The organism is Flagellimonas allohymeniacidonis (assembly GCF_004296335.1).
Taxonomy (GTDB): Bacteria; Bacteroidota; Bacteroidia; order Flavobacteriales; family Flavobacteriaceae; genus Flagellimonas; species Flagellimonas allohymeniacidonis.
Map to the genome: position 1 here is coordinate 1236482 of NZ_SGIU01000001.1, position 20262 is coordinate 1256743.

10 protein-coding genes and 1 tRNA gene are annotated in these 20262 nt (G+C 43.4%); 4 read left to right on the forward strand and 7 right to left on the reverse strand.

The genetic code is table 11. The features are described from left to right. Positions 1-106: 106 nt before the first annotated feature. The 4 genes from EW142_RS05635 to EW142_RS05650 form a co-directional block, all read right to left on the reverse strand. Positions 107-1366: a site-specific integrase gene (locus EW142_RS05635; protein ID WP_130610858.1), complete on the reverse strand. Its 1260-nt coding sequence runs from the start codon at positions 1364-1366 to the stop codon at positions 107-109. A 218-nt stretch (positions 1367-1584) separates the two neighbouring features. Next, positions 1585-1658, reverse strand: a tRNA-Pro gene (locus EW142_RS05640). Positions 1659-1736: 78 nt separating this feature from the next. Beyond that, positions 1737-2021 (reverse strand): hypothetical protein, encoded by a 285-nt coding sequence (locus tag EW142_RS05645; RefSeq protein ID WP_130610861.1) that lies wholly within the window; start codon positions 2019-2021, stop codon positions 1737-1739. 72 nt (positions 2022-2093) lie between these two features. Continuing rightward, on the reverse strand, positions 2094-10424 hold the full coding sequence (locus EW142_RS05650; protein WP_130610864.1) for a T9SS type B sorting domain-containing protein: 8331 nt from the start codon (positions 10422-10424) through the stop codon (positions 2094-2096). Between the two features lie 145 nt (positions 10425-10569). Between EW142_RS05650 and EW142_RS05655 the strand changes: the two genes are divergently transcribed. Continuing rightward, a complete protein-coding gene (locus tag EW142_RS05655) occupies positions 10570-11688 on the forward strand; it encodes a PQQ-dependent sugar dehydrogenase (RefSeq protein ID WP_130610867.1) in 1119 nt (372 codons plus the stop codon). Here EW142_RS05655 and EW142_RS05660 read toward each other — a convergent pair. From EW142_RS05660 to EW142_RS05670, 3 genes are read right to left on the reverse strand one after another with little or no spacing between them, the layout of a single operon-like run. Beyond that, positions 11681-12199 (reverse strand): hypothetical protein, encoded by a 519-nt coding sequence (locus EW142_RS05660; protein ID WP_130610870.1) that lies wholly within the window; start codon positions 12197-12199, stop codon positions 11681-11683. The genes EW142_RS05655 and EW142_RS05660 overlap by 8 nt on opposite strands. Next, the gene (murQ, locus tag EW142_RS05665) at positions 12196-13020 is read right to left on the reverse strand and encodes an N-acetylmuramic acid 6-phosphate etherase (protein ID WP_130610872.1); all 825 of its coding nucleotides are present in this window, start codon (positions 13018-13020) and stop codon (positions 12196-12198) included. Before murQ ends, EW142_RS05660 begins: the two co-directional genes overlap by 4 nt. Further along, positions 13020-13769 carry a DeoR/GlpR family DNA-binding transcription regulator gene (locus EW142_RS05670; RefSeq protein WP_130610875.1) on the reverse strand — a complete coding sequence of 250 codons (750 nt, stop codon included), beginning with the start codon at positions 13767-13769 and terminating at the stop codon, positions 13020-13022. The genes murQ and EW142_RS05670 overlap by 1 nt, the downstream gene beginning before the upstream one ends. Positions 13770-13949: 180 nt before the next feature. Between EW142_RS05670 and nagB the strand changes: the two genes are divergently transcribed. From nagB to EW142_RS05685, 3 genes are read left to right on the forward strand one after another with little or no spacing between them, the layout of a single operon-like run. Further along, entirely contained in the window at positions 13950-15866 is a 1917-nt protein-coding gene (nagB, locus tag EW142_RS05675) for a glucosamine-6-phosphate deaminase (RefSeq protein WP_130610878.1), read from the forward strand. A gap of 14 nt (positions 15867-15880) precedes the next feature. Then, positions 15881-18886 carry a SusC/RagA family TonB-linked outer membrane protein gene (locus EW142_RS05680; protein ID WP_130610880.1) on the forward strand — a complete coding sequence of 1002 codons (3006 nt, stop codon included), beginning with the start codon at positions 15881-15883 and terminating at the stop codon, positions 18884-18886. A gap of 11 nt (positions 18887-18897) precedes the next feature. Then, entirely contained in the window at positions 18898-20229 is a 1332-nt protein-coding gene (locus EW142_RS05685; protein WP_130610883.1) for a RagB/SusD family nutrient uptake outer membrane protein, read from the forward strand. Positions 20230-20262 lie beyond the last annotated feature (33 nt).

Here is a 20262-nt window from a genome sequence, read left to right on the forward strand (position 1 = left end):
TTTAAAATATTAATTTTGATTCGTAGCGTCGCTTTAGCGCGCTACCCTCTTGCTTTTCCGAATTTGACCGCTTCGCCATCAAATCCAGAAAACATGAAATCCCTTTTCAACTTTCCATATATCGTATTTCTCTAGTACCGCTTTTGGTTTCCATTTTTGTGATAAGTCGCTGCATGTCCTCCCCTACTTTTCTTTCCAAAACCCTTGCATAAATCTGGGTAGTGGTCAGTTTGGTATGCCCCAACATCTTGGAAACAGTTTCGATAGGCACTCCATTCGACAAGGTTATTGTAGTAGCAAACGTGTGCCTTGCCGTATGGAAAGTTATATGCTTATGAATACCACAGGCTTTGGTTATTACCTTTAAATATGAATTGGTCTTTTGATTACTATAAACAGGAAGAAGTTTTCCCAAAACATCAGGTCTTGCATCTTTTCCGTACTTCTCAATAATCTCTTTCGCCTTGGGCAATAATGGAATCTTTACTGTTTCATTGGTCTTTTCCCTTTTGGTATGTATCCAGAGGTTTCCATCGATTCCTAAAACTAACTGTTGGGATTTCAGTTCCTTGACATCTATATAGGAAAGCCCTGTATAGCAGGAGAACAGAAAAACATCCTTTACCTTTTCGTAACCGACTCCCTTAAAAGTTGTTTGCTCAATGAGGCGAAGTTCTCTTTCAGTCAGATAACTTCGTTCCGTCTTGTGAAAATTGAGCTTGTAATTTCGAAAAGGGTCTTTTTCCAACCATTCCAATCTTACCGCAAGATTTATCATTTTCATCAACCGTTCCATGTGTTTCATGGCCCCGTTATTGGAACAGGTCTTTCTTGCTTTTCTCGGTTGGTAGGTTCTTAGATATTGTTCAAAATCAGTTATGAACCTGTAGTTCAATTGCTTCAGGAAAATGTCGGGGAGTTTCAATTTCTCGTCCAAGAACTTATGTAGGTATCTTTCAGTAGAATAATAGTTCTTCATTGTACCAGGTCGGAGAACAAGAATTTGAGTGGTGTTATGGTATTCAATGAGTTCTTTGAGGGTCTTGTTTTGGTCGTCCTGCCCTAGGAAACGGGCCTTAATCGCTTGGGCCGTTATTACTTTTCCCTCGCCCATCAGCCTTTTGTGGGCATCCATGATCTGGATATAGACCTCATCAAGATAACTGTTCAAGGTTCTTGCCTTTTGGGAAAACCCGATGACCCTGCCCCTGATCTCGTCCCATTCATTCACCGAGGTCCGGCGTTTCAAACTGATTTCTGCCCTCTTCCCGTCCACGGTTATCCGGGCGTAAATTGTAAGTTTTTCTGGATTGTGTGTGTGGTCCCTTGTAAAGATGAGCACCTTCAATGTACTGTTGTTCCGCATGATACAGGTCTTTAAAATGAAACATTGGTTGTTTGCAAAGACGACCCTAAATAGCCTTATATGCTATCAAAATTATGCACAAGGAACGTACCAATCCATTCACCGAACTCTACACCTTTTATATGGTTTTAGATGATATCAGATGAATACAATAAAAATGAAAAGCACTGTCAATCAGTCAGTTGACAGTGCCTTGATACCCACTGAAAAGTGGTTCGTCGGGATGACTGGATTCGAACCAGCGACCACACGCACCCCATGCGTGTACGCTACCAGACTGCGCCACATCCCGATGAGGGATGCAAAAATATAAATTTTGAAGAATTCTGGATGAGAATCAGAGGTGAAATACCTAAATTTTAATTTCTCTTTATTGGTTTGTCAAAAACTCCCTGATTTCCAAGCAAAAAGCCTCACGGGCTTCCACAGAATCATGCAAGGGATTCAAAAGAAAATAACTTATCGTCTGTTCTTGGCAGAACTCATCCAAATCTTTCCCCTTCCAAAAATGATAGCTCATTAACAATACCTGATAATCAATCGTGTAGGGCTTGCACCCATTAAGAAAAAGATTCAACTTAAAAATGGAGTATTCCAGGTCAGCAGGTTCATTCGTTAAAAACGAAGGGATTTGGGCACTCAGTTTTTTGTTCATTAGGTTGGTTTACCGGTTTTTGGAGATTATCCAATTCATATTTGCCCTAAATATACTAAAACTACTTTTTACCTACCTGTATAAGGTGAAATGACCTACATATTGTTGCTCCTCGTTGTCATTCGCATTTACAACATACCAGTAGTCACCTGTTGGTAACGGGTTGCCTTCGTAGGTGCCATCCCATTTTCTCACTTGATCTAAGCGGGCCACTACCCTACCGTATCGATCATAGATAATTACATCAATATTTGGGAAGAACTCGCGATTTTCAGGATACCAGAAATCATTCAGGTTATCCCCATCAGGTGTAAAGAACGGCGGAAACTCGGGCATACCCTCAAAATCGAAGGGCATAACCAAATTGGCCACACAACCAAGACTGTCCACAACCATAATATTGATATTCATGTCTTCGATGACATTGAAGGTATTGACTTCCCCAAAAGATTCCCCTTGGAAAAAGTACTCATATCCTCCAAAACCTCCTGAAGCCACGGCCGTAATCTCATTTGGACCTGTTTTCATTGCTTCCAGGACAAGCGGCTCGTAGGCATCAATTTCAAATTCCACGAAAGTGACACATCCATTTTGGTGATAGATATAAACCGTATGTTCACCCGCTGTCAAATCGGCAAATATTCTTTGGTCTGTGGCCAGATTGATATCATCCACATCCAACGAGAACAGGAGATTTGGAATCAGCGATGAGTCCTGTATGGAAATGGTGGTCGTGCTATTTGGGAAAATACCCTCACAGCCATATTGTATGATAGGTTCGGCCATGATTTCGATACCAATGCCAATATCGGCTACCACATTGGTTTGACATCCATTAGCATCCCTTACAAAAATTACATAGGTCTCACCACCTGAAAGATTATCGAAGAACAGGGAATCGTTTTGTACGAAATCAGCATCGTCAGCGGAGTTTACGCTTGTAAAATACGGAGCTGTTCCCCCAGTCACCTGTAAGGTCAGGGTGCCATCCATATCGCCCAAACAAACTTCAGGAGTAGTCGCGGCAATACCGGCTACCAGTTCCATAGGTTGGGTGATTTCCACGGTTCGGGTTATGGTACAACCCAAATCATCTTGTATGATGATATCATATGTCCGTGGTGCTAAATCGTTAAAGGTTTTGCGGTTCGGGTTCAAAGGGTCATCCCCTTCAAAGAACTCACTTAAGGTGTCCGAAATGGAATAGCGAATAGCTCCTGTTCCACCACTAGCCTCAATAATGATCTGTCCATTTTCATCTCCAGCACATACCACAGGTACCGCTTCAAGATATTCCAATACCAAAGGTGGTTTCGGGTCAATCACGATTGGAGTCGAAATGGCCTCACAACCCCCACTTTGCGCATACACATAGTAGGTTCCAGGAGGTAAATCCCTAAATATTCCTGAGGCCTGAGCCGGTCTTACCGTGTTGGCAGGGGTTGGGTTTGGAGGCACATCCGAATTTAATAGGGTGTAGACATAGCTTCCAATTCCACCAAAGGCTTCCGAACGAATAATACCAGTTGCTTCTCCTGCACAATTTATTGTGGCATTGGTCAAATCCAAAGCAATGACCAAGGGAGCGGCAGGGTCCAAAGAAATTTGGTTTGAACGTTCAAACGGACATCCATTGGAATTCTGCACATCGTACTGGAAAGGTCCTGGGTCTATGGTAATATCTTCTGAAATTTCCACAGAGGTCGCCAAAGGATCTGTTGTACTAAACGGCTCAAAAGGGTCAGCGGATCCCGAACGTCTGAAGAAATAACTCACTCCAGGTTCTGGATTGGTCACAGTAAGTTCCATTCTACCGAGGTCACCACATCCTGGAGGTTGTAGCTCCACCAATTCGGCAAGTACAATCTCAGGATCTTGCACCGTAATCGGAAGCGTGGTAAAACTACAGTTCCAACCATCGAAAATGGTTATCGTATAATCTCCCGCGGCCAAATTGGCAAAGGTCGGGGTCGTTTGCAAACCACTATTGGTCCCATCGGTGATACGGTTTAATTGGTAGAGATAGTTTCCAGGGCCTTGTCCTCCAGCAACGTTAAAGGTTTCGATAATTCCATCATTGTCATTGTTACATCGTAGTGGTTGTACTATCTGGATATCTGCAGTAATGGGCGTTGGCAATGGTAAATTGATTGTTGTACTTTCTTCACATCCTAGTAAATCGCGAATATTTACGGTATAGGTTCCCGTGGATAAATTTTGGAATATCGGATTCGTATTTGGATAGTCCACTAAAACAGTTGTACCATCAGGGGCAATCAACTGATATTCATAAGTTCCCCATCCTCCATCTCCAGTGGCTGTAATTTCACCCAAACCTGGCACATTACAAGTTACTTCTGAGGTCTGCAAAGCGGTGACCGACAACGCACGATCTGGGGAACGCACGGTAGCTACATTACTAGCAATATCACAGAAAGGGGAATCCAGAGCTTCTACATAAACAATCAGGTTGCCCGCGGGTAATCCAGTAATGATTTCAGGGGAGTTGATAGGTGCATTGGTATCGAAAGAACCGGTAACACCTGTAGTGGTTTCCACACCCAGGTTATCACGTGAGAAGACTTCGTAATTATATACACCGCTATAATTGTTTATCTGAAGGCTGATTTCACCATCATTTCCATTGAAACAAGTCACTGGAGCCACTTCGGCTATGATGGCTTCTATAGTGTTGTACTCGGGCATATTGACTGTAGAAGTCAAATAGGTACACCCTCCACTGCCAATATCCGTTACGGCAAAAATGTAATCCCCCGGAGTTGAAATATCCCAGGTAACTCGGTCGGTACCACCGGAATTTCTCGCCGGTTCCGAACCTAAGGGTAAAATTTCCACCTCGTAGTTTCCAGGTCCTTCATTGACAATAATATCTATTGACCCTGGGTTCACCCCTGTTCCTGAGGCATCACAAGTAATCTGATTTACACTAAAACTAAATGTGATATCTGTAGGGGTGTTGATTGTCACGGTATCGGTCACCTCACATCCATTTTGATCACGCGCCGTTAGGATTATGGTCTGATTGGTACCGTTATCTATCACCTCAAAGGTATTGCTAGTTTGGAAATTGGTGCCGTCAAACTGAGGCGTACCGTCATTCATGCTATAGGTATAGGGTCCGGTACCGGTTGCTGTTCCTGTTCCATCCCCGTTGGTGTCGGTAAAAATGGTAATCGTGGCCGTGCTGAACTGATTACTAGCCGGATTACAGCTGAAATCGGTATTTATGGCATTTACCTGAAGCTGTGTAGGTTCTGAAATAATAATGTCGCCTGAACGATCGGTACAACCTCTATCCGATACTACTTCTACCTGATATGTGTTTGGTACAAGGTTGTCAAATAGAGCTGTTGGTTGCGGACCAGCCAAGACCGTCGTACTGGAACCATCATATAAGATATAGCTTAGTGGTGTATCGGTATCACTTCCGGGCTGAAGTTCAATGGCAATGGTTCCATCAGCGGCACCAAAACAAGTTACGTCAGTACTGGGCGTCGCTGTGATGACCGGAGTATTTACTGTGGAGACATTCACAATAGCTTCGTCAGTACACAAGGGGGTAGTATTGGAGCTCAAATCCGTAACCAAGATATTATAGTCACCAGGCAATACACTATTGAAAACATTGGAGCTTTGTGGCGGACCAATGTTGGCCAAAGTGCCTGCATCTCTCAATTGATATTCAAAATTTCCACTACCTCCCGTGGTGTTCACCGTTATGGTACCATCTCCTGCATTACATGTGGGAAGTGAGGTAGCATCAGCGGTAATAGCAAAGAAATCGAAAACATCTGCATTCACCGTAGTTGTACAACCGTTTCCATCCCGAATGGTTATTACGTAGCTTCCAGGGTTGGGTACCACGAAATTTGGACTGGTTTGGAATCCACTTCCAATATCATATTGGAAAGTTTCCTCTGGTAGTCCTGAACCAGTGGATAACGGGGTTAAGACATCAATTTGATATCCACTAGTGGCTGTACACTGATTGATAACATCAATGGTGGGCGTGGGTATCCTAGATTCTTGGGTCACGGTAACCGTTGTAAATGCGGTACAACCGTTGGCATCCTGAACATAAAAATCGTAATCGGCCGGATAGGGTCCTGCTATTTCAAAAGTGGTATCCGGGAAGAAAGTTGTTGGCGCTGCCGCCCCATTGGGTACATAGGCATATTGATAGGGCGCTGTACTTCCAAAACCTCTTACCGTTACAAAAGCTCCCGCATTACAGGTGGCTTGAACATTGCTATCAACCGCAATAAACGGAGAACTTATACCGATAAACACCAAAGTACTCGCGCTACAACCTGTATTGTCGTCAGTAACAATGATTTGATAGTTCCCAGCATTTAGACCCGTAAAGGTGTCATTGTAAGGAATGGGCTCATTAGTCAAGGAGGTAGGTCCAGAAATCGTTGCTCCCGTATCCGTGTTCTGCAAGGTGATTGTAATATCCGCTGGACTGGGAGTAATTCCGGTCACCTCGTAATCAATCGTACCTCCTCCTGCTGCGCCGCATGCAAGGGTATTGCCAGTAGCTACAACATTTACTGGACTTGGAGGCGTAATAGGGTCTATTTCTTCAATATAGGTACAGCCCAGGTTATCAATTACTTCAACAAAGTAGGTAACACCGAAAGTGACCACAGAGGAAAAATCATGGATATCAACTCCATTCACATTCGCTGGAACAAACGTGGGATCTCCTACCAACCTAAATTGGTATGGTGCCGTTCCTCCCACTGCTTGCACTCGATAAGAAAGGAAAGGATCGGTACAAAGTGCCGGTGGAGGGTCCAAAGGAATCAAATCCAACTGGTTTTGGTCGATAACAAAATCATCACGGTCCTCACAACCCTGGGCATCCCGAGTTACAACCGTATAGTTTCCTACAGGCAAATTTGGGAAGGTTACCGTAGTACTTCCTGTTCCAATTGAAGATGCTATAAGTCCTCCATTGGCGTCGAAAAGTTCATAGTCATAAGGTCCTGTTCCATTGGAAATAGTGGTGGAAACCGAACCTTCAACATTGGGCGCAGAACAAACTGCACTTGTTGGTGTAGCCGTAGCATCCAAAGGTACACTGGCACCGATTGTAACCGAATATGGTGGGCTTATACAACCTCGACTATCTCGAATGACAAATCCACCATGGGTTCCTGCTCCATATCCTGAGAAAATATTTTGTGTTCCGAAGGTAACTCCATTATCGTTACTAAATTGATAAGGAGGAACGCCCTGGGTCGTGTCTGGAATTAACTCTACAATTCCACTGGTATTGTCCCCACATTGGGTATCAGTTCCTACAACAGATCCTGCAATGGTTTCCGGAGGTGTTATGGTCACAACATTACTTTCTGTGGTACAACCTTGGCTATCCGTTACCAAAAATTGGAAGGTGGTATCGGAAGTGATAGACCCATCGTTAGGAATACTATAAATGAAGGAATTCCCAGTGATGTTATTACTGTTGGATGTATAGGGAGCTCCGTTGATACTTACTTCATAGATATCATAATCTCCTCCTGAGGTATATCCGTTACTGATATTAACCTGAATCTGGGCCGGTGGTCCGGCACAATCCAGCTCTTGAATCGTAGTTGCTTGAGCTACCACCTGAGGTTCTATGGTTCGGGTCAAGGTATCCCTACAATCATTGGCATCGACCACTTCAATGGTATAGGTGCCCGGTGTTAAACCGGAGAAGGTATTGCTCGCGCCCAAAGCACCCCCATTAATTCTGTACTGGTATGGGGCAGTACCCAATGATGCATTTACCACCAAGGTAGCCGCCGTAAAGTTGTCATAACAAAGGTCTGAGGCTCCAAGGTCAAGGGTAAGCACCGGTGCATCCAAACTGGTTAAGGTAAAACTATCGGTTACGGTACAACCATTGGCATCTGTAACGCTGACTTGATAAGTTCCTGTCTGCGAAAGATTGGAGAAAACACTACCATTTTTAGGGCCTCGTGTAGAAGCATCGGGCTGGGTTAGGGTATATCGGTTACCACCCCAGCCGCCAACGGTATTCACTCGAACTGCTCCTATGTTACCATTTTGACAACTCATAGGTGTCACATCCAAACTGGAAATGGCAAAAGCTGTAGCAGGTTCTTCTATAACCAAAGTGGCCGTATCTGTACAAAATGTTTCTTCATCTGTCACCGAAATCACATAACTGCCCGCAGTCAATCCCGTCAAAGGAATAATGCTCGCAGTCTGAGCGGTGAAAACAGGTCCCCCATCAATACTATAACTGTAAGTGGTATTGAAACCATCCACCAAATAACGGCCCTCACCATCTGAATCACCGACACAGGTGACTACTCGAGTTTGTTGCGCCTGTACACCAATCGAACTAATATCGGTAATGGCATAGTTCTCATCATAGAAACAGCCCTCAGCATCGGTTACCCTAAAGGTGTAGGTTCCAAGACCCAATCCAGAAAATGAATTGTTGGTGCCATTATTTATGACACTTGCCGCTGGGGCAATAATCTCATAGTTATAAGGTCCGGTACCTCCTGTCACTGTCAAGTCCAGGGTAGCGGTTGTGGTCACACAGTTTAAGCTTGAAATCGCAAAATCGAGGTCTGTAGGTTTGTTCAGAGCGTTGAAAACAATATCTGGCAAAGGCTGCACGCATCCGTTGGCATCGCGAACCAAAGGGGTATAGGTTCCTACTCCAAGATTGGCAAAAATTGGGGTTGGACTAAATCCTGCACCTACGCTATATTCGTAAGGAGCTGTACCTCCCGAAACACCTGAAATGGTGATTTGACCACCTGTTTCATTGATACAGGTCGGCACAGAATCAGGATTGGCCGTCGCTGTTATTGTTGAGGGAGTACCGATGGTCGCAACCTGAGGAGCAGTGGTACAAGAAAAAGAGTCTTGCTGATACTGAAGTACTACATCATAGGTGCCAGGTGCTAAATTTGAAAATACGTTACTTACCTGAAAGTTAGCCCCGTTGTCAATACTATATTCAATTTCATATCCAAAACCACTCGTTACGTTTACAATAACTCTTCCGTCGTTCAATCCACCACAATTGGCATCTTCTTCCGTTATCGTAAACAGCGGCGGTGGGATATCCTGAACATCCGCAGTTGCACTCCGTTGACATCCGTTAGCATCCTCAACCAAAATTGAGTATGTTCCTGAAGTGGTAACCGAAAAAGTACTGCTACCTGTATATGTAGGTCCAAAAGGGCCTCCATCCACACTAAAACGATAAGGTGCGGTACCTCCAGAGGTGGCCACATTTACATCAATTGAAGTGGCCCCACAGCCAAAACTATCGGAAGCGGTTGCAGAAACATCCAATGGACTGATTCCGTTTCCTATTTCAATGGGGTCTCCATTGATATCCAAGGTGATGGTTTCGGAACAGTCATTGGTATCCACTCGTATACTGTACACTCCTGGACTTACGTTGGCGAAAGTATAGGTGTCTGAAGCATCAGGTCCAAAAGTATCGACCGTAACCCCGTTTTTTATTAATCGATAGGTGTAGAATCCAGGAACTCCAGAAACTTGCACATCCACACTGCCCAACTCACCACTACAAAGAATATCATTGGCCGTGACATCAACCGTAACATCCAGATTTTGAACCGTAACAAGATTGGATGGGAAAATACATGCACTAGCGGAAACATTTTTAAGACGGACATAAACCCTATAGTCGCCTGGAGCGGTTATGTCAAAAAACGGATCGTCCTGATAAGGCCCAGCTGGTGTTCCCAAACTGTATTCGTAGCCCGCAGGAACGTTGGTTACTTCAACCCTTCCAGGATTACCACAAATGATGTCCTCATGAATCAATTGGGGATCTAAGGGGTTAAGGGTTGACTTGAAGTAGAAAAATTGACCAGAATCAATACGGACCCTGAACTCTCCTGCCACAGATAAGTTAAATGTTGGTCCCGTACCCACCGTATTCCAAGTACAAGCAGCGTTAATTGTGGGACAATCATCCACTACTGTTGGCGCACAGGTATTGGGGTCTAGCTGCTGCCATTGGTAACTACCACCGGATTGATTTAATGAAATGGTACGAATATCACTGGTACCACATAAGAAGAATTTGGCGAGTGTACTACCGTCATTGGGACAGACCACTTCCTCATCCGCGCCTTGGATGATGGTCATGAACATCATACTGCTTGAGGCTTGTGAAACAGTTTCGTCCCTGGTAGTGAGCGAGATTTCCGATTCAGATTCACCTTGATCGGTAGAAGTATTGGATACAATGTCGACTATTGCATCAAAAACTACATTGACATCTGTTTTCGCTAAAACCGTGGTTCCGAAAATGGTTAGCAACACCATCAACACGGCATATGTGTAATGCCTTGTCTTTCGAGGGAGCATAGGTTAAGTCTTGTTAAGTAAGAAACTAAGATTTGGGACCTTATTTTCTTAGATTGTAATTATCTAAACTTATATTAAACTATTTAACTTTCGACTATAATTTGCCGTAATTCGTCTATTGATTCTTTCTTTTCAACGTGAAATTATGAAAAAAAGTGCTTTACTTACTTATTTTTTCGTTGTAATGCTAGGTGTGTCTTGCGCGCAAAAGACCGATAAAGGCATAAAACTTCCTCAAAAAGTAGATTTTACACCGGTATTGGTGGTTGATAACATTCGAAATCCTTGGGGTATGGCCTTTCTTCCCAATGGAGGTGTATTGATTACAGAAAAATCAGGAAAATTACTGCTAAGTCAAAATGGTAAAACTCAAGAAATACAGGGCCTTCCAGAGATTTATGTAAGAGGTCAAGGCGGATTAATGGATGTGGAAATTCATCCCAATTATTCTGAAAATAGTTGGGTCTATCTCTCCTTTTCTTCCCAAAAAGGAGGTGGAATAGGTGGAAACACAGCAATCATCCGGGCAAAACTTGAAAAAAATCGACTTACCGAGCTACAATGGTTGTATAAAGCGGCTCCAAATAGTCGTAGAGGACAACATTTTGGGTCTCGCTTGGAATTTGATAATCAGGGTTTTCTATATTTTTCGATAGGGGATCGTGGCAATCGCGATGTAAACCCGCAAGATATTACCAGAGATGGCGGAAAAATCTATAGAATCCATGATGATGGGCGCATTCCTGCAGATAATCCCTTCACTAACCAAAAAGGAGCCAAAACTGCCATTTATAGTTATGGACATAGGAATCCCCAGGGCCTCGCCATTCACCCTGAAACCCTTGAACTGTGGGAGCATGAGCATGGACCCAGAGGTGGTGATGAGATCAATATCATTGAAAAAAGCAAAAACTATGGTTGGCCCATTATTACCTACGGCATCAATTATAGTGGAACCAAAATCACGGATGAAACCGCTCGCCAAGGGATGGAACAACCGCTATACCAGTGGACTCCTTCCATTGCCCCCTGTGGTATGGCCTTTGTAACATCGGATAAGTATCCCAATTGGAAAGGAAATCTGCTGGTAGGTTCTTTGGCCTTCCAATATTTGGAACGATTGGTCATCGAAGCTAACAAAGTGGTCTATCGCGAAAAATTGTTGGACGGCATGGGACGACTTCGCAATGTAAAGGAAGGTCCTGATGGTTATATTTATGTGGGTATTGAGGGTAAAGGCATTTATCGACTAGAGCCTAAGTAATAAGGTCTATTGTTTTCAATGCTTTTTTGGCGACGGACTTCCTAGAATCGCTGGACAATCTCTCAAGGTGGGCCAATATCCATCCTCTTAATTCATCATCCTCTTTAGCCCAACGCCCCAATGTATCCATGGTTTGATTCAGCACAATCCAATCGTTGTGGGTCGCCAAGTTGTGTTGTAAAATTTGCTTAGCCTTTTCAAATTGAGCGTCCGTCATATCTTTTTGAAGCAGAAGAAAAAGTTGGGCCAAAGTCCATTGGGTGGAAGCCTGGTCAATTTTTGAAATTTCGTTCAGAAAACGTTCTATATAAGGAACAAGTAGTGATTTTCGCGCCTTGCAGATGCGCTTCATGGCATTGGACACTCTTAACCGAACCACCTCATCATTACTGAAATAACAGTTGAAGAGTTCATCAAAACCTGAAGGTCGGTGAAGCACTTCCTCCACGATTTCAATGGTATTTCCCAACGAATTGGGATGTCCTCCCTTTAAACGTTCTTCAAATGTCATGATGGTTTCAAGGCTTCCATTGCCTTTTTCACAGAACCGTATTTTTTTAAGGCAATTTCCGCTTCGTCATAGTTTAAACCCAGTTCCTCAACCAAGTAGCGAGTACCCCGATCCACCAACTTGGTGTTGCTCAGCTGCATATTGACCATTTTATTGCCTTTTACCCTGCCAATGCGTATCATAAGAGCAGTGGAAATCATATTCAACACCATTTTTTGGCTAGTACCGCTCTTCATACGGGTGCTTCCTGTTAAAAACTCTGGGCCTACCACAACCTCCAAGGCAATATCACTTTGTTCTGCCAAAGGAGACCCTGGATTGTTAGTGATTCCAGCGGTTAAAATACCGCGCTCTTTCGCGTCCTGTATGCCCCCTAACACATAAGGTGTGGTCCCCGAAGCGGCAATTCCCACCAATACATCATTGGCGTTTATTCCATATTCGGTCAAATCTTTCCAAGCTTGATGCATGTTGTCCTCGGCAAACTCAACAGCTTTTCTGATTGCACTGTCTCCCCCCGCGATAAGTCCGATTACCCTATCGTGTGGCATACCAAACGTAGGCGGAATTTCAGAGGCATCCAGTATGCCCAGCCTGCCACTGGTGCCTGCGCCTATATAAAAAAGTCGACCCCCTTTTTCAAATCGTGTTGTTAATTCATCAACCAGTTGTGCAATTTGAGGAAGTACTTTTTCCACGGCTTCAGCTACCTTCTTATCCTCATTATTAATGCTCGAGATGATATCCAAGGTATCCATCTGCTCCAGCTTGTCATAATGGGAGGCTTCTTCGGTTATTTTTAGGTGTTTATCTACAGCCACTACATCAATTGTATATTCATATTTTTAAAAACGTCCAACTTCACATCCCACGGTTCTAATTCAGTAATAAGAACGTCAACCTCTTCAACACCACAAATTTTATAGCGTTGCAGTGAACCAATTTTTTCAGAAATGCATGGTGAGACTACTTTTCGAGAACTATGGATCATTGCCTTTTTCATTTGAACAATCTCCCAATCGAACTCGGTCAACCCCTCAATGGGATGAATGGAATTTGTTCCCAAAAAGCAAATATCCACTTTTATTTCAGACAACATATTAATTGCACTGCCCCCAACTGTAATTTGGGAATCTTTGGAAAGTCGACCCCCAATGAAAATTACCTCAACATTGGTTTTGGTCAACAATTGCACCGCTATGGGTAAACTGGGCGTGAAACAGGTAAGCTTTATTTTTGCCGGAAGTCTGCGTGCCAGTTCTAAGTTCGTAGTTCCCCCACTCAGTAATATAACCTGGCCTTCCTTGATCAATCCCAATGCTTTTTCTGCGATACGAGACTTCTTTTCGAGGGAATAAATCTTTTTGCCTATAGGATTATAATTGTTAAATCCTAAAGAGATGGCACCGCCATGAACCTTTTTTAATTGCTCGGCGCTGTGTAATTCCTTGATGTCCCGACGAACGGTATCCACTGAAACATTCAATAAATCCGCTATGTCTGTGAGCAACACCCTATTGTGAATCCTTACTTCATTCAAAATAAATTGATGCCTTTCTTCCTTTAACATACGGGGAGCAAAGTTAAATAAATCTTAAAACCTTCTTCAATAACAGCAAAATACGGCAAAAACTAAAACAATTGCATTTTTTTTATATAATAATTGCATTTTATTGCACGATATGCCGTTTTTTGCATACATTTGATATCGAGAATTCAAGTTTTTGCAAGAACACTATAGCATTTTTCCATGACAGAGGTCTATCCCGAAGAAAGACGGTTTGAAAAGGTACATACCATCATCCATGAGGATTCCAATAATGCCTCGCTCTTTGTGGCCAATGAAATTGCCAGTCTCATCAATCAAAAACAAAAAGAAGGCAAGAAAGCCGTAATTGGTCTTGCAACGGGTTCTACCCCAACCAAGGTTTACGAATACTTGGTAAACTTTCATAAAGAAGGAAGGTTAAGCTTTGAAAATGTAGTAACCTTCAACCTGGATGAGTACTTTCCTATGGAACCTGATTCCATTCATAGTTATGTTCGTTTCATGCATGAGCATCTCTTTGACCACATAGATATTGACCCTCAAAATGTTCATATCCCCAAGGGCAATCTTGAAAATCACGAGGTACGTCAGTACTGTTTGGACTATGAGGAGAAAATAAACAATGTAGGGGGAATCGATATTCAGGTATTGGGTATTGGACGTACTGGCCATATTGGTTTCAACGAACCTGGCTCTTCCTTAAATAGCAAAACCCGTTTGGTTCGCTTGGACGGAGTCACGCGACTTGATGCTGCCAGTGATTTTTTTGGAGAAGAAAATGTTCCCCGTAAAGCCATTACCATGGGAGTGGGTACCATCATGAGTGCCAATCGAATTATTTTAATGGCTTGGGGCGAAGGAAAGGCCGACATTATTCAACAGGCCGTTGAAGGAGAAATCAAAGAATCTGTTCCTGCCACTTTTCTGCAAAATCATACAAACTGCGATTTCGTGCTTGATGGCGCATCCGCTTCTTTTTTAACCCGAACAAAGACCCCTTGGCTGGTCAAGGAATGTGAATGGAACGACCGACTTATAAAAAGTGCTACCATTTGGCTCTCAGAAAAATTGGACAAAGCCATCCTCAAATTGACCAACGAAGATTATAACGAATATGGCATGGGTAATTTGATTGCGGAAATCGGTTCTGCCGAGCAGATTAACCTAAAGGTCTTTAACCAGCTCCAGCACACCATTACAGGATGGCCCGGTGGAAAACCTAAAGCCGATGACAGTCAACGTCCGGAACGAGCAGAACCTTATCCGAAAACATCCTTGATATTTAGCCCACACCCCGATGATGATGTCATCTCCATGGGTGGCACTTTGCTCCGACTGGTAGATCAGGGGCATCATGTGCATATTGCCTATCAAACTTCTGGCAATATTGCCGTTTTTGATGATGAGGTCATCCGATTTCTCGATTTTGCAACCGATATCCAAGAAGACAACAAAACCCTCAGTAAAAAGTTCAAGGAGGTACGCGAGTTCTTGGCCTCAAAAAAGCCTGGCCAAATCGACAGTGAAGAAATTCAGGGTTTTAAAGGACTCATTCGAAAGGGGGAAGCATTGGCGGCATGTCGGTATTGCGGAGTCCCCGAAAAGAACGCTCATTTCTTGAACCTACCCTTCTATGAAACCGGTGCCGTTCGCAAGAAACCGTATTCGGAAGAGGACATACAAATTACATACGATCTCTTAAACAAGCTTCGGCCGCATCAAATTTTTGCAGCTGGGGATTTATCAGACCCCCATGGCACACACAGGGTTTGTCTGGAAGTGATTTTTAAGACCATCCAACGATTTATGGATGAGAGAGCCGAATGGATTTTGGATTGCTATGTATGGCTCTATAGGGGCGCATGGCAAGAATGGGAAATTGCCGATATGGAAATGGCCGTGCCCATTGGTCCAAAAGACATGGCAAGAAAAATAAATGCCATTTTCAAACATCAATCCCAGAAAGACAGTGCCATGTTCCCTGGAAACGATGAACGTGAATTTTGGCAACGCGCAGAACAACGAAACAAAGAAACCGCTAACCGATATAACGCCCTTGGGATGGCTGAATATGAAGCCATTGAAGGGTTTGTTAGGTATAATTTCAATATTAACTAAAAACTAACTTCTCTATGGGAAAACTTCACAATCATGCAGGAAAAATTAGGTTCCGGCTGCTGATGGTCCTCCTACTCGCGATTTCGCCAGTAACTTTTGGTCAAAGTCAGTACACCTTTAGCGGAACCGTAACAGAGAGCGGCACGAATGTACCGATATCGGGTGCCTCTGTTTTTATTCAAGGAACATCTTTCGGGACAATAACCGATTTTGATGGTAATTACAACTTTACAGCAAATCTGGAAACGGGTTCGTACAATCTAATGATCAGTTCGCTCGGCTACACCACCCAAAACATCAATGTTGACCTCGGTTCAAGTTTGACCATTGAAAACAGTGTGGCGCTAGTTGAGGATTTATTGAGTCTGGACGAGGTCGTTGTAACTGGTAACCCTGTTGGGGTGAACAAACGGACATTGGGTAATGCCATTTCATCGGTAAAATCTGAAGATTTGGTGAACAATGGTGCCATCGCGGTAGACCAAGCCATATCCGGTAAAATCTCCGGTGCGCTGGTTCAGCAGAACTCAGGTGATCCCGCAGGTGGTATTAGCATTCGACTCAGGGGTCCCAGCACAGTTTTGGGGAATTCAGACCCACTTTATATCGTGGATGGAATTATTATCAGTAACTCCAGTAACAGTAATGACTTGGTAGACCTTGGGGGTACATCGCAAAATCGATTGGTGGACCTAAATCCCAATGATATTGAGCGTATCGAAATTATCAAAGGTGCAGCAGCGGCTGCTATCTATGGTTCGCGAGCGAGTAATGGGGTTGTTCAAATATTCACCAAAAAAGGAAAGACCGGTGCTCCCAAATTCAATTTTTCGACCAACGTTAGAATTAATGAGCTTCGAAAAGAAATTGACTACAATACAGTCCCTCTAGCATGGGTAGACCCTTTTGACAGAACCAATTTGGAAACTGTTGCCGTGGATCGCTTTAATTATCAAGATGATTTTTTTGAATCAGGATTCGGTATAGAAAACTTCCTTTCCGTGACTGGAGGAAACGACCGTACCTCCTACTACATTTCTGGTTCTTTCTTGGATAACGAAGGAATCATAAAGAACACGGACTTTCAAAGAGTAGGCTTTAAAACCAACATCACCCAAAAAGCTTGGGATTGGTTGGAGATTTCTGCCGGTCTAAACTATACACGAAGTGTAAGCAATGATGTGCCCAATGGAGGTATCAATGCCGCCTACGGTGCCATTACGGGATTTGTTTTTAGTGATAATTCGGTAAATCCAAATCCCGATGAATCTGGGGTATACCCTGTGACTTCGTTGTTGGTACCACGTACAAATCCACTTGAAGCGGTAGATCGCTTCGACTTCGGTCAAAAGGTGAATCGATTTATTACCAGTATCGGACTAAATGCCAAGATCACAGATAAACTTAGGGCCAATTACCTTTTAGGTCTGGACTTCTACAACCAATCTGCAACAGCATTTATCCCTATCAATAACACCTCACCCAACGGCGATGGTTTCGCACGAAGGGCCGACATCAACAATTTTCAATACAATAGTGATTTGAATCTCATTTATCAAACCCCCATCAATGAGGATATTGAATCTACCACCACATTGGGAGGATCATGGCAATATGAGGAATTTGATAGAGTCGCCATAGAAGCTGATGGTTTGGTTCCTATAGTTCAAGTTGCAAACGAAGGAAGTATTTTAGACCAAGGGGAAACGCGTTCTCAAATATCTTACTGGGGTTCCTTTTTACAGCAATCCTTTAGCTATAAGAACAAACTGTACCTAAACGGAGCCGTTCGTTTGGATGGTGCTTCCACTTTTGGGGAAGATGAACGGAATCAGGTATATGCGAAGACAAGTTTGTCTTATGTGATTTCGGAAGAGGACTTTTGGAAAAACACTTTTGGCGACACGTTCAATACGTTTAAATTGAGGGGATCATGGGGACAAGCAGGAAACCTAACGGCCTTGACAGCTTTTCAAAGGTTTACAAGATTATCGCCTTTCTCGATCAATGGAACTCCAAGTTTGATTCCAGCAGGAAACGGGATTATTGGTCAAGCACCTGAACAAGGTGACTTAAATCTGGCACCGGAAAGACAGGAAGAATTTGAGTTTGGTTTTGACGCTGGTTTATTGAACAATCGACTAGGAATCGAATTCACTTATTATAAACAGAACGTTACCGACCTATTATTGGAAAGAGAACTGGCTCCCTCCACAGGTTTTGGCACTAGAATTGAAAATGTTGGAGACCTCGAAAACGAAGGTATCGAGATTTTGGTCCGAGGTGCTCCCATTAAAACCAATGATTTCTCTTGGGATGTTACAGCCACCTTTTCTCAAAATGAAAATGTGGTCACCAGTGTTGCTGGTGGAGGTCAATTTGCCTTGGCGGGAAGTTTTGCCACAAGCTTTGTGATTGAGGACGAACCTTTGGGCGTTTTCTTCCGTCAGTTTTATGCCAGGGATGCCGATGGAAGCATTTCCCTAGATGCCGATGGCTATCCTTTTAGGGGAACAACAGACGATGGACAGGCTTCCAAAGTTATTGGAGACCCCAACCCAGATTGGTTTGGATCTTTGATCAACGAGTTCGCATACAAAAACTTCAGACTACGAATCCAACTGGACGCTGTTCAAGGCTTTGACGTCTTTAACTGGAACCGCAGACTTTTGGATAACGTTATTTTTGGTGGAGGTTTCAACGTAGGTCAAGAACTTCTGGGCAATCGACCCAAAGGCTTCGGTGGTGCCCAAGCCGGGATTTTCGAAGAATTTGTGGAAGACGGTTCTTTTGTAAAGTTGAGGGAATTAGCTCTTAGCTATGACTTTAAATCCCCCATTGAAGGGATTGAAAACATTCAACTCAGCTTGGTCGGTAGAAATTTGATTTCTTGGGATGATTATTCCGGATGGGATCCAGAGATAAATACTGCCGGACAAAGTAATGGGGTGCGAGGATTCGATTTTGCAGGGGTACCTATACCAAGGACCTATCAACTAGGAGTCAATGTAAGTTTCTAAAAAAAAGTACGATGAAAAACTATATCAAATATATACTCATTAGTGTTTCAGTGATAACGGCATTCGTCTCATGTGAAACCAATTTTGAAGACCCCAACTCGGCAACCGAAGATCAGGTATTTTCCTCTAGGGAAGGTATTTTTGCAGCCGCAGTTGGCCTACAGCAACTCTATTCTACGACTGGCGTTCGTTGGATTGTGGAAACCCCGGCAATCACCACACGTGAAGGAGGTATTACCACAACTTTTCAAAACATGATTGAGTTGGAAGATGGCGGAACGAGTCTTCCGAATTTCAATTCCAATGTTCAGGGTTTGTGGTCAACCATGCTACGGATAATAAAAAATGCTGAAAGTATTGAAGAAGGTGTAGACAATATCGAGTTGGATGCAGGAACCCGTAGTGGCTTAATTGCCCATGCTAAGCTTTTTAAGGCCTTGGCCATAGGAAGCCTTTCCCAAAATTACGAACAAGTAATTGTGGCAACCAGCAATGACAATGACGCTACCTTCGTCTCTCGAAATGAAGGATTCCAGACGGCAATTACCCTTCTAACAGAGGCAGCTGCCCAGTTGGCATCAACAGCTCCATCGACGGAGTTTGTTAATGGAATTACCCTAGGGAATATCGATTTGGGCAATACCATTGCCGCCATGACAGCACGTTACAATTTGTTCGCAGGAAACTACGATGCAGCAATTGCTGCGGCCAATAGTGTTGATTTAACCTCAACCTCCATATTTGCATATGACACACAGAACCAAAACCCTATCTGGGCGCGAATTATCCAAAATGATGCACCTAATTTTAAGCCCAGGGACAATTTTGGACTTCCCGCGGAATTTGTTTTTGATGCTGCGGATGGACGCTTGGCTTTCTATTTGATTCCGTTGGATGAAACCAATCAAAATGGATTGCCCATTGAGGACGTTTCCGGTTTCTTCAATGAAATCACAGAACCCATTCCAGTATACCTGCCGGACGAAATGAACCTGATTATTGCAGAAGCCAACCTGAGGTTGGGCACCCCTAATTTAGGTGCAGCCACCGCCGCACTGGATGAGGTACTTACCGATACAGACGATCCCTTTGAGGTAAATGCCAATGTGGCTGCCTATTCAGGGCCTAATACGGTGAACGACCTTTTGAATGAAGTCTATCGCAATAGAAGGGCCGAGTTATTTCTTACGGGTATGAGTTTAGAGGACAGTAGAAGATTTGGGAGACCGGAACCCAGCGGTGCTGCCATGAACTTCACGGAAGAACGGAATAGGAATTTCTATCCATACCCAGATTTGGAAAGAAACAGCAATCCAAATACACCAGCTGATCCGTCAATTTAATGATTAATTTTTGAGTTTGTTAGTTTAAGTTAA

What these genes read in the sequence shown, in the direction of transcription:
- EW142_RS05635 (WP_130610858.1), bottom strand. Translation starts at nt 1,366, where the DNA reads ATGCGGAACAACAGTACATTGAAGGTGCTCATCTTTACAAGGGACCAC.
- EW142_RS05645 (WP_130610861.1), bottom strand. Translation starts at nt 2,021, where the DNA reads ATGAACAAAAAACTGAGTGCCCAAATCCCTTCGTTTTTAACGAATGAA.
- EW142_RS05650 (WP_130610864.1), bottom strand. Translation starts at nt 10,424, where the DNA reads ATGCTCCCTCGAAAGACAAGGCATTACACATATGCCGTGTTGATGGTG.
- EW142_RS05655 (WP_130610867.1), top strand. Translation starts at nt 10,570, where the DNA reads ATGAAAAAAAGTGCTTTACTTACTTATTTTTTCGTTGTAATGCTAGGT.
- EW142_RS05660 (WP_130610870.1), bottom strand. Translation starts at nt 12,199, where the DNA reads ATGACATTTGAAGAACGTTTAAAGGGAGGACATCCCAATTCGTTGGGA.
- EW142_RS05670 (WP_130610875.1), bottom strand. Translation starts at nt 13,769, where the DNA reads ATGTTAAAGGAAGAAAGGCATCAATTTATTTTGAATGAAGTAAGGATT.
- nagB (WP_130610878.1), top strand. Translation starts at nt 13,950, where the DNA reads ATGACAGAGGTCTATCCCGAAGAAAGACGGTTTGAAAAGGTACATACC.
- EW142_RS05680 (WP_130610880.1), top strand. Translation starts at nt 15,881, where the DNA reads ATGGGAAAACTTCACAATCATGCAGGAAAAATTAGGTTCCGGCTGCTG.
- EW142_RS05685 (WP_130610883.1), top strand. Translation starts at nt 18,898, where the DNA reads ATGAAAAACTATATCAAATATATACTCATTAGTGTTTCAGTGATAACG.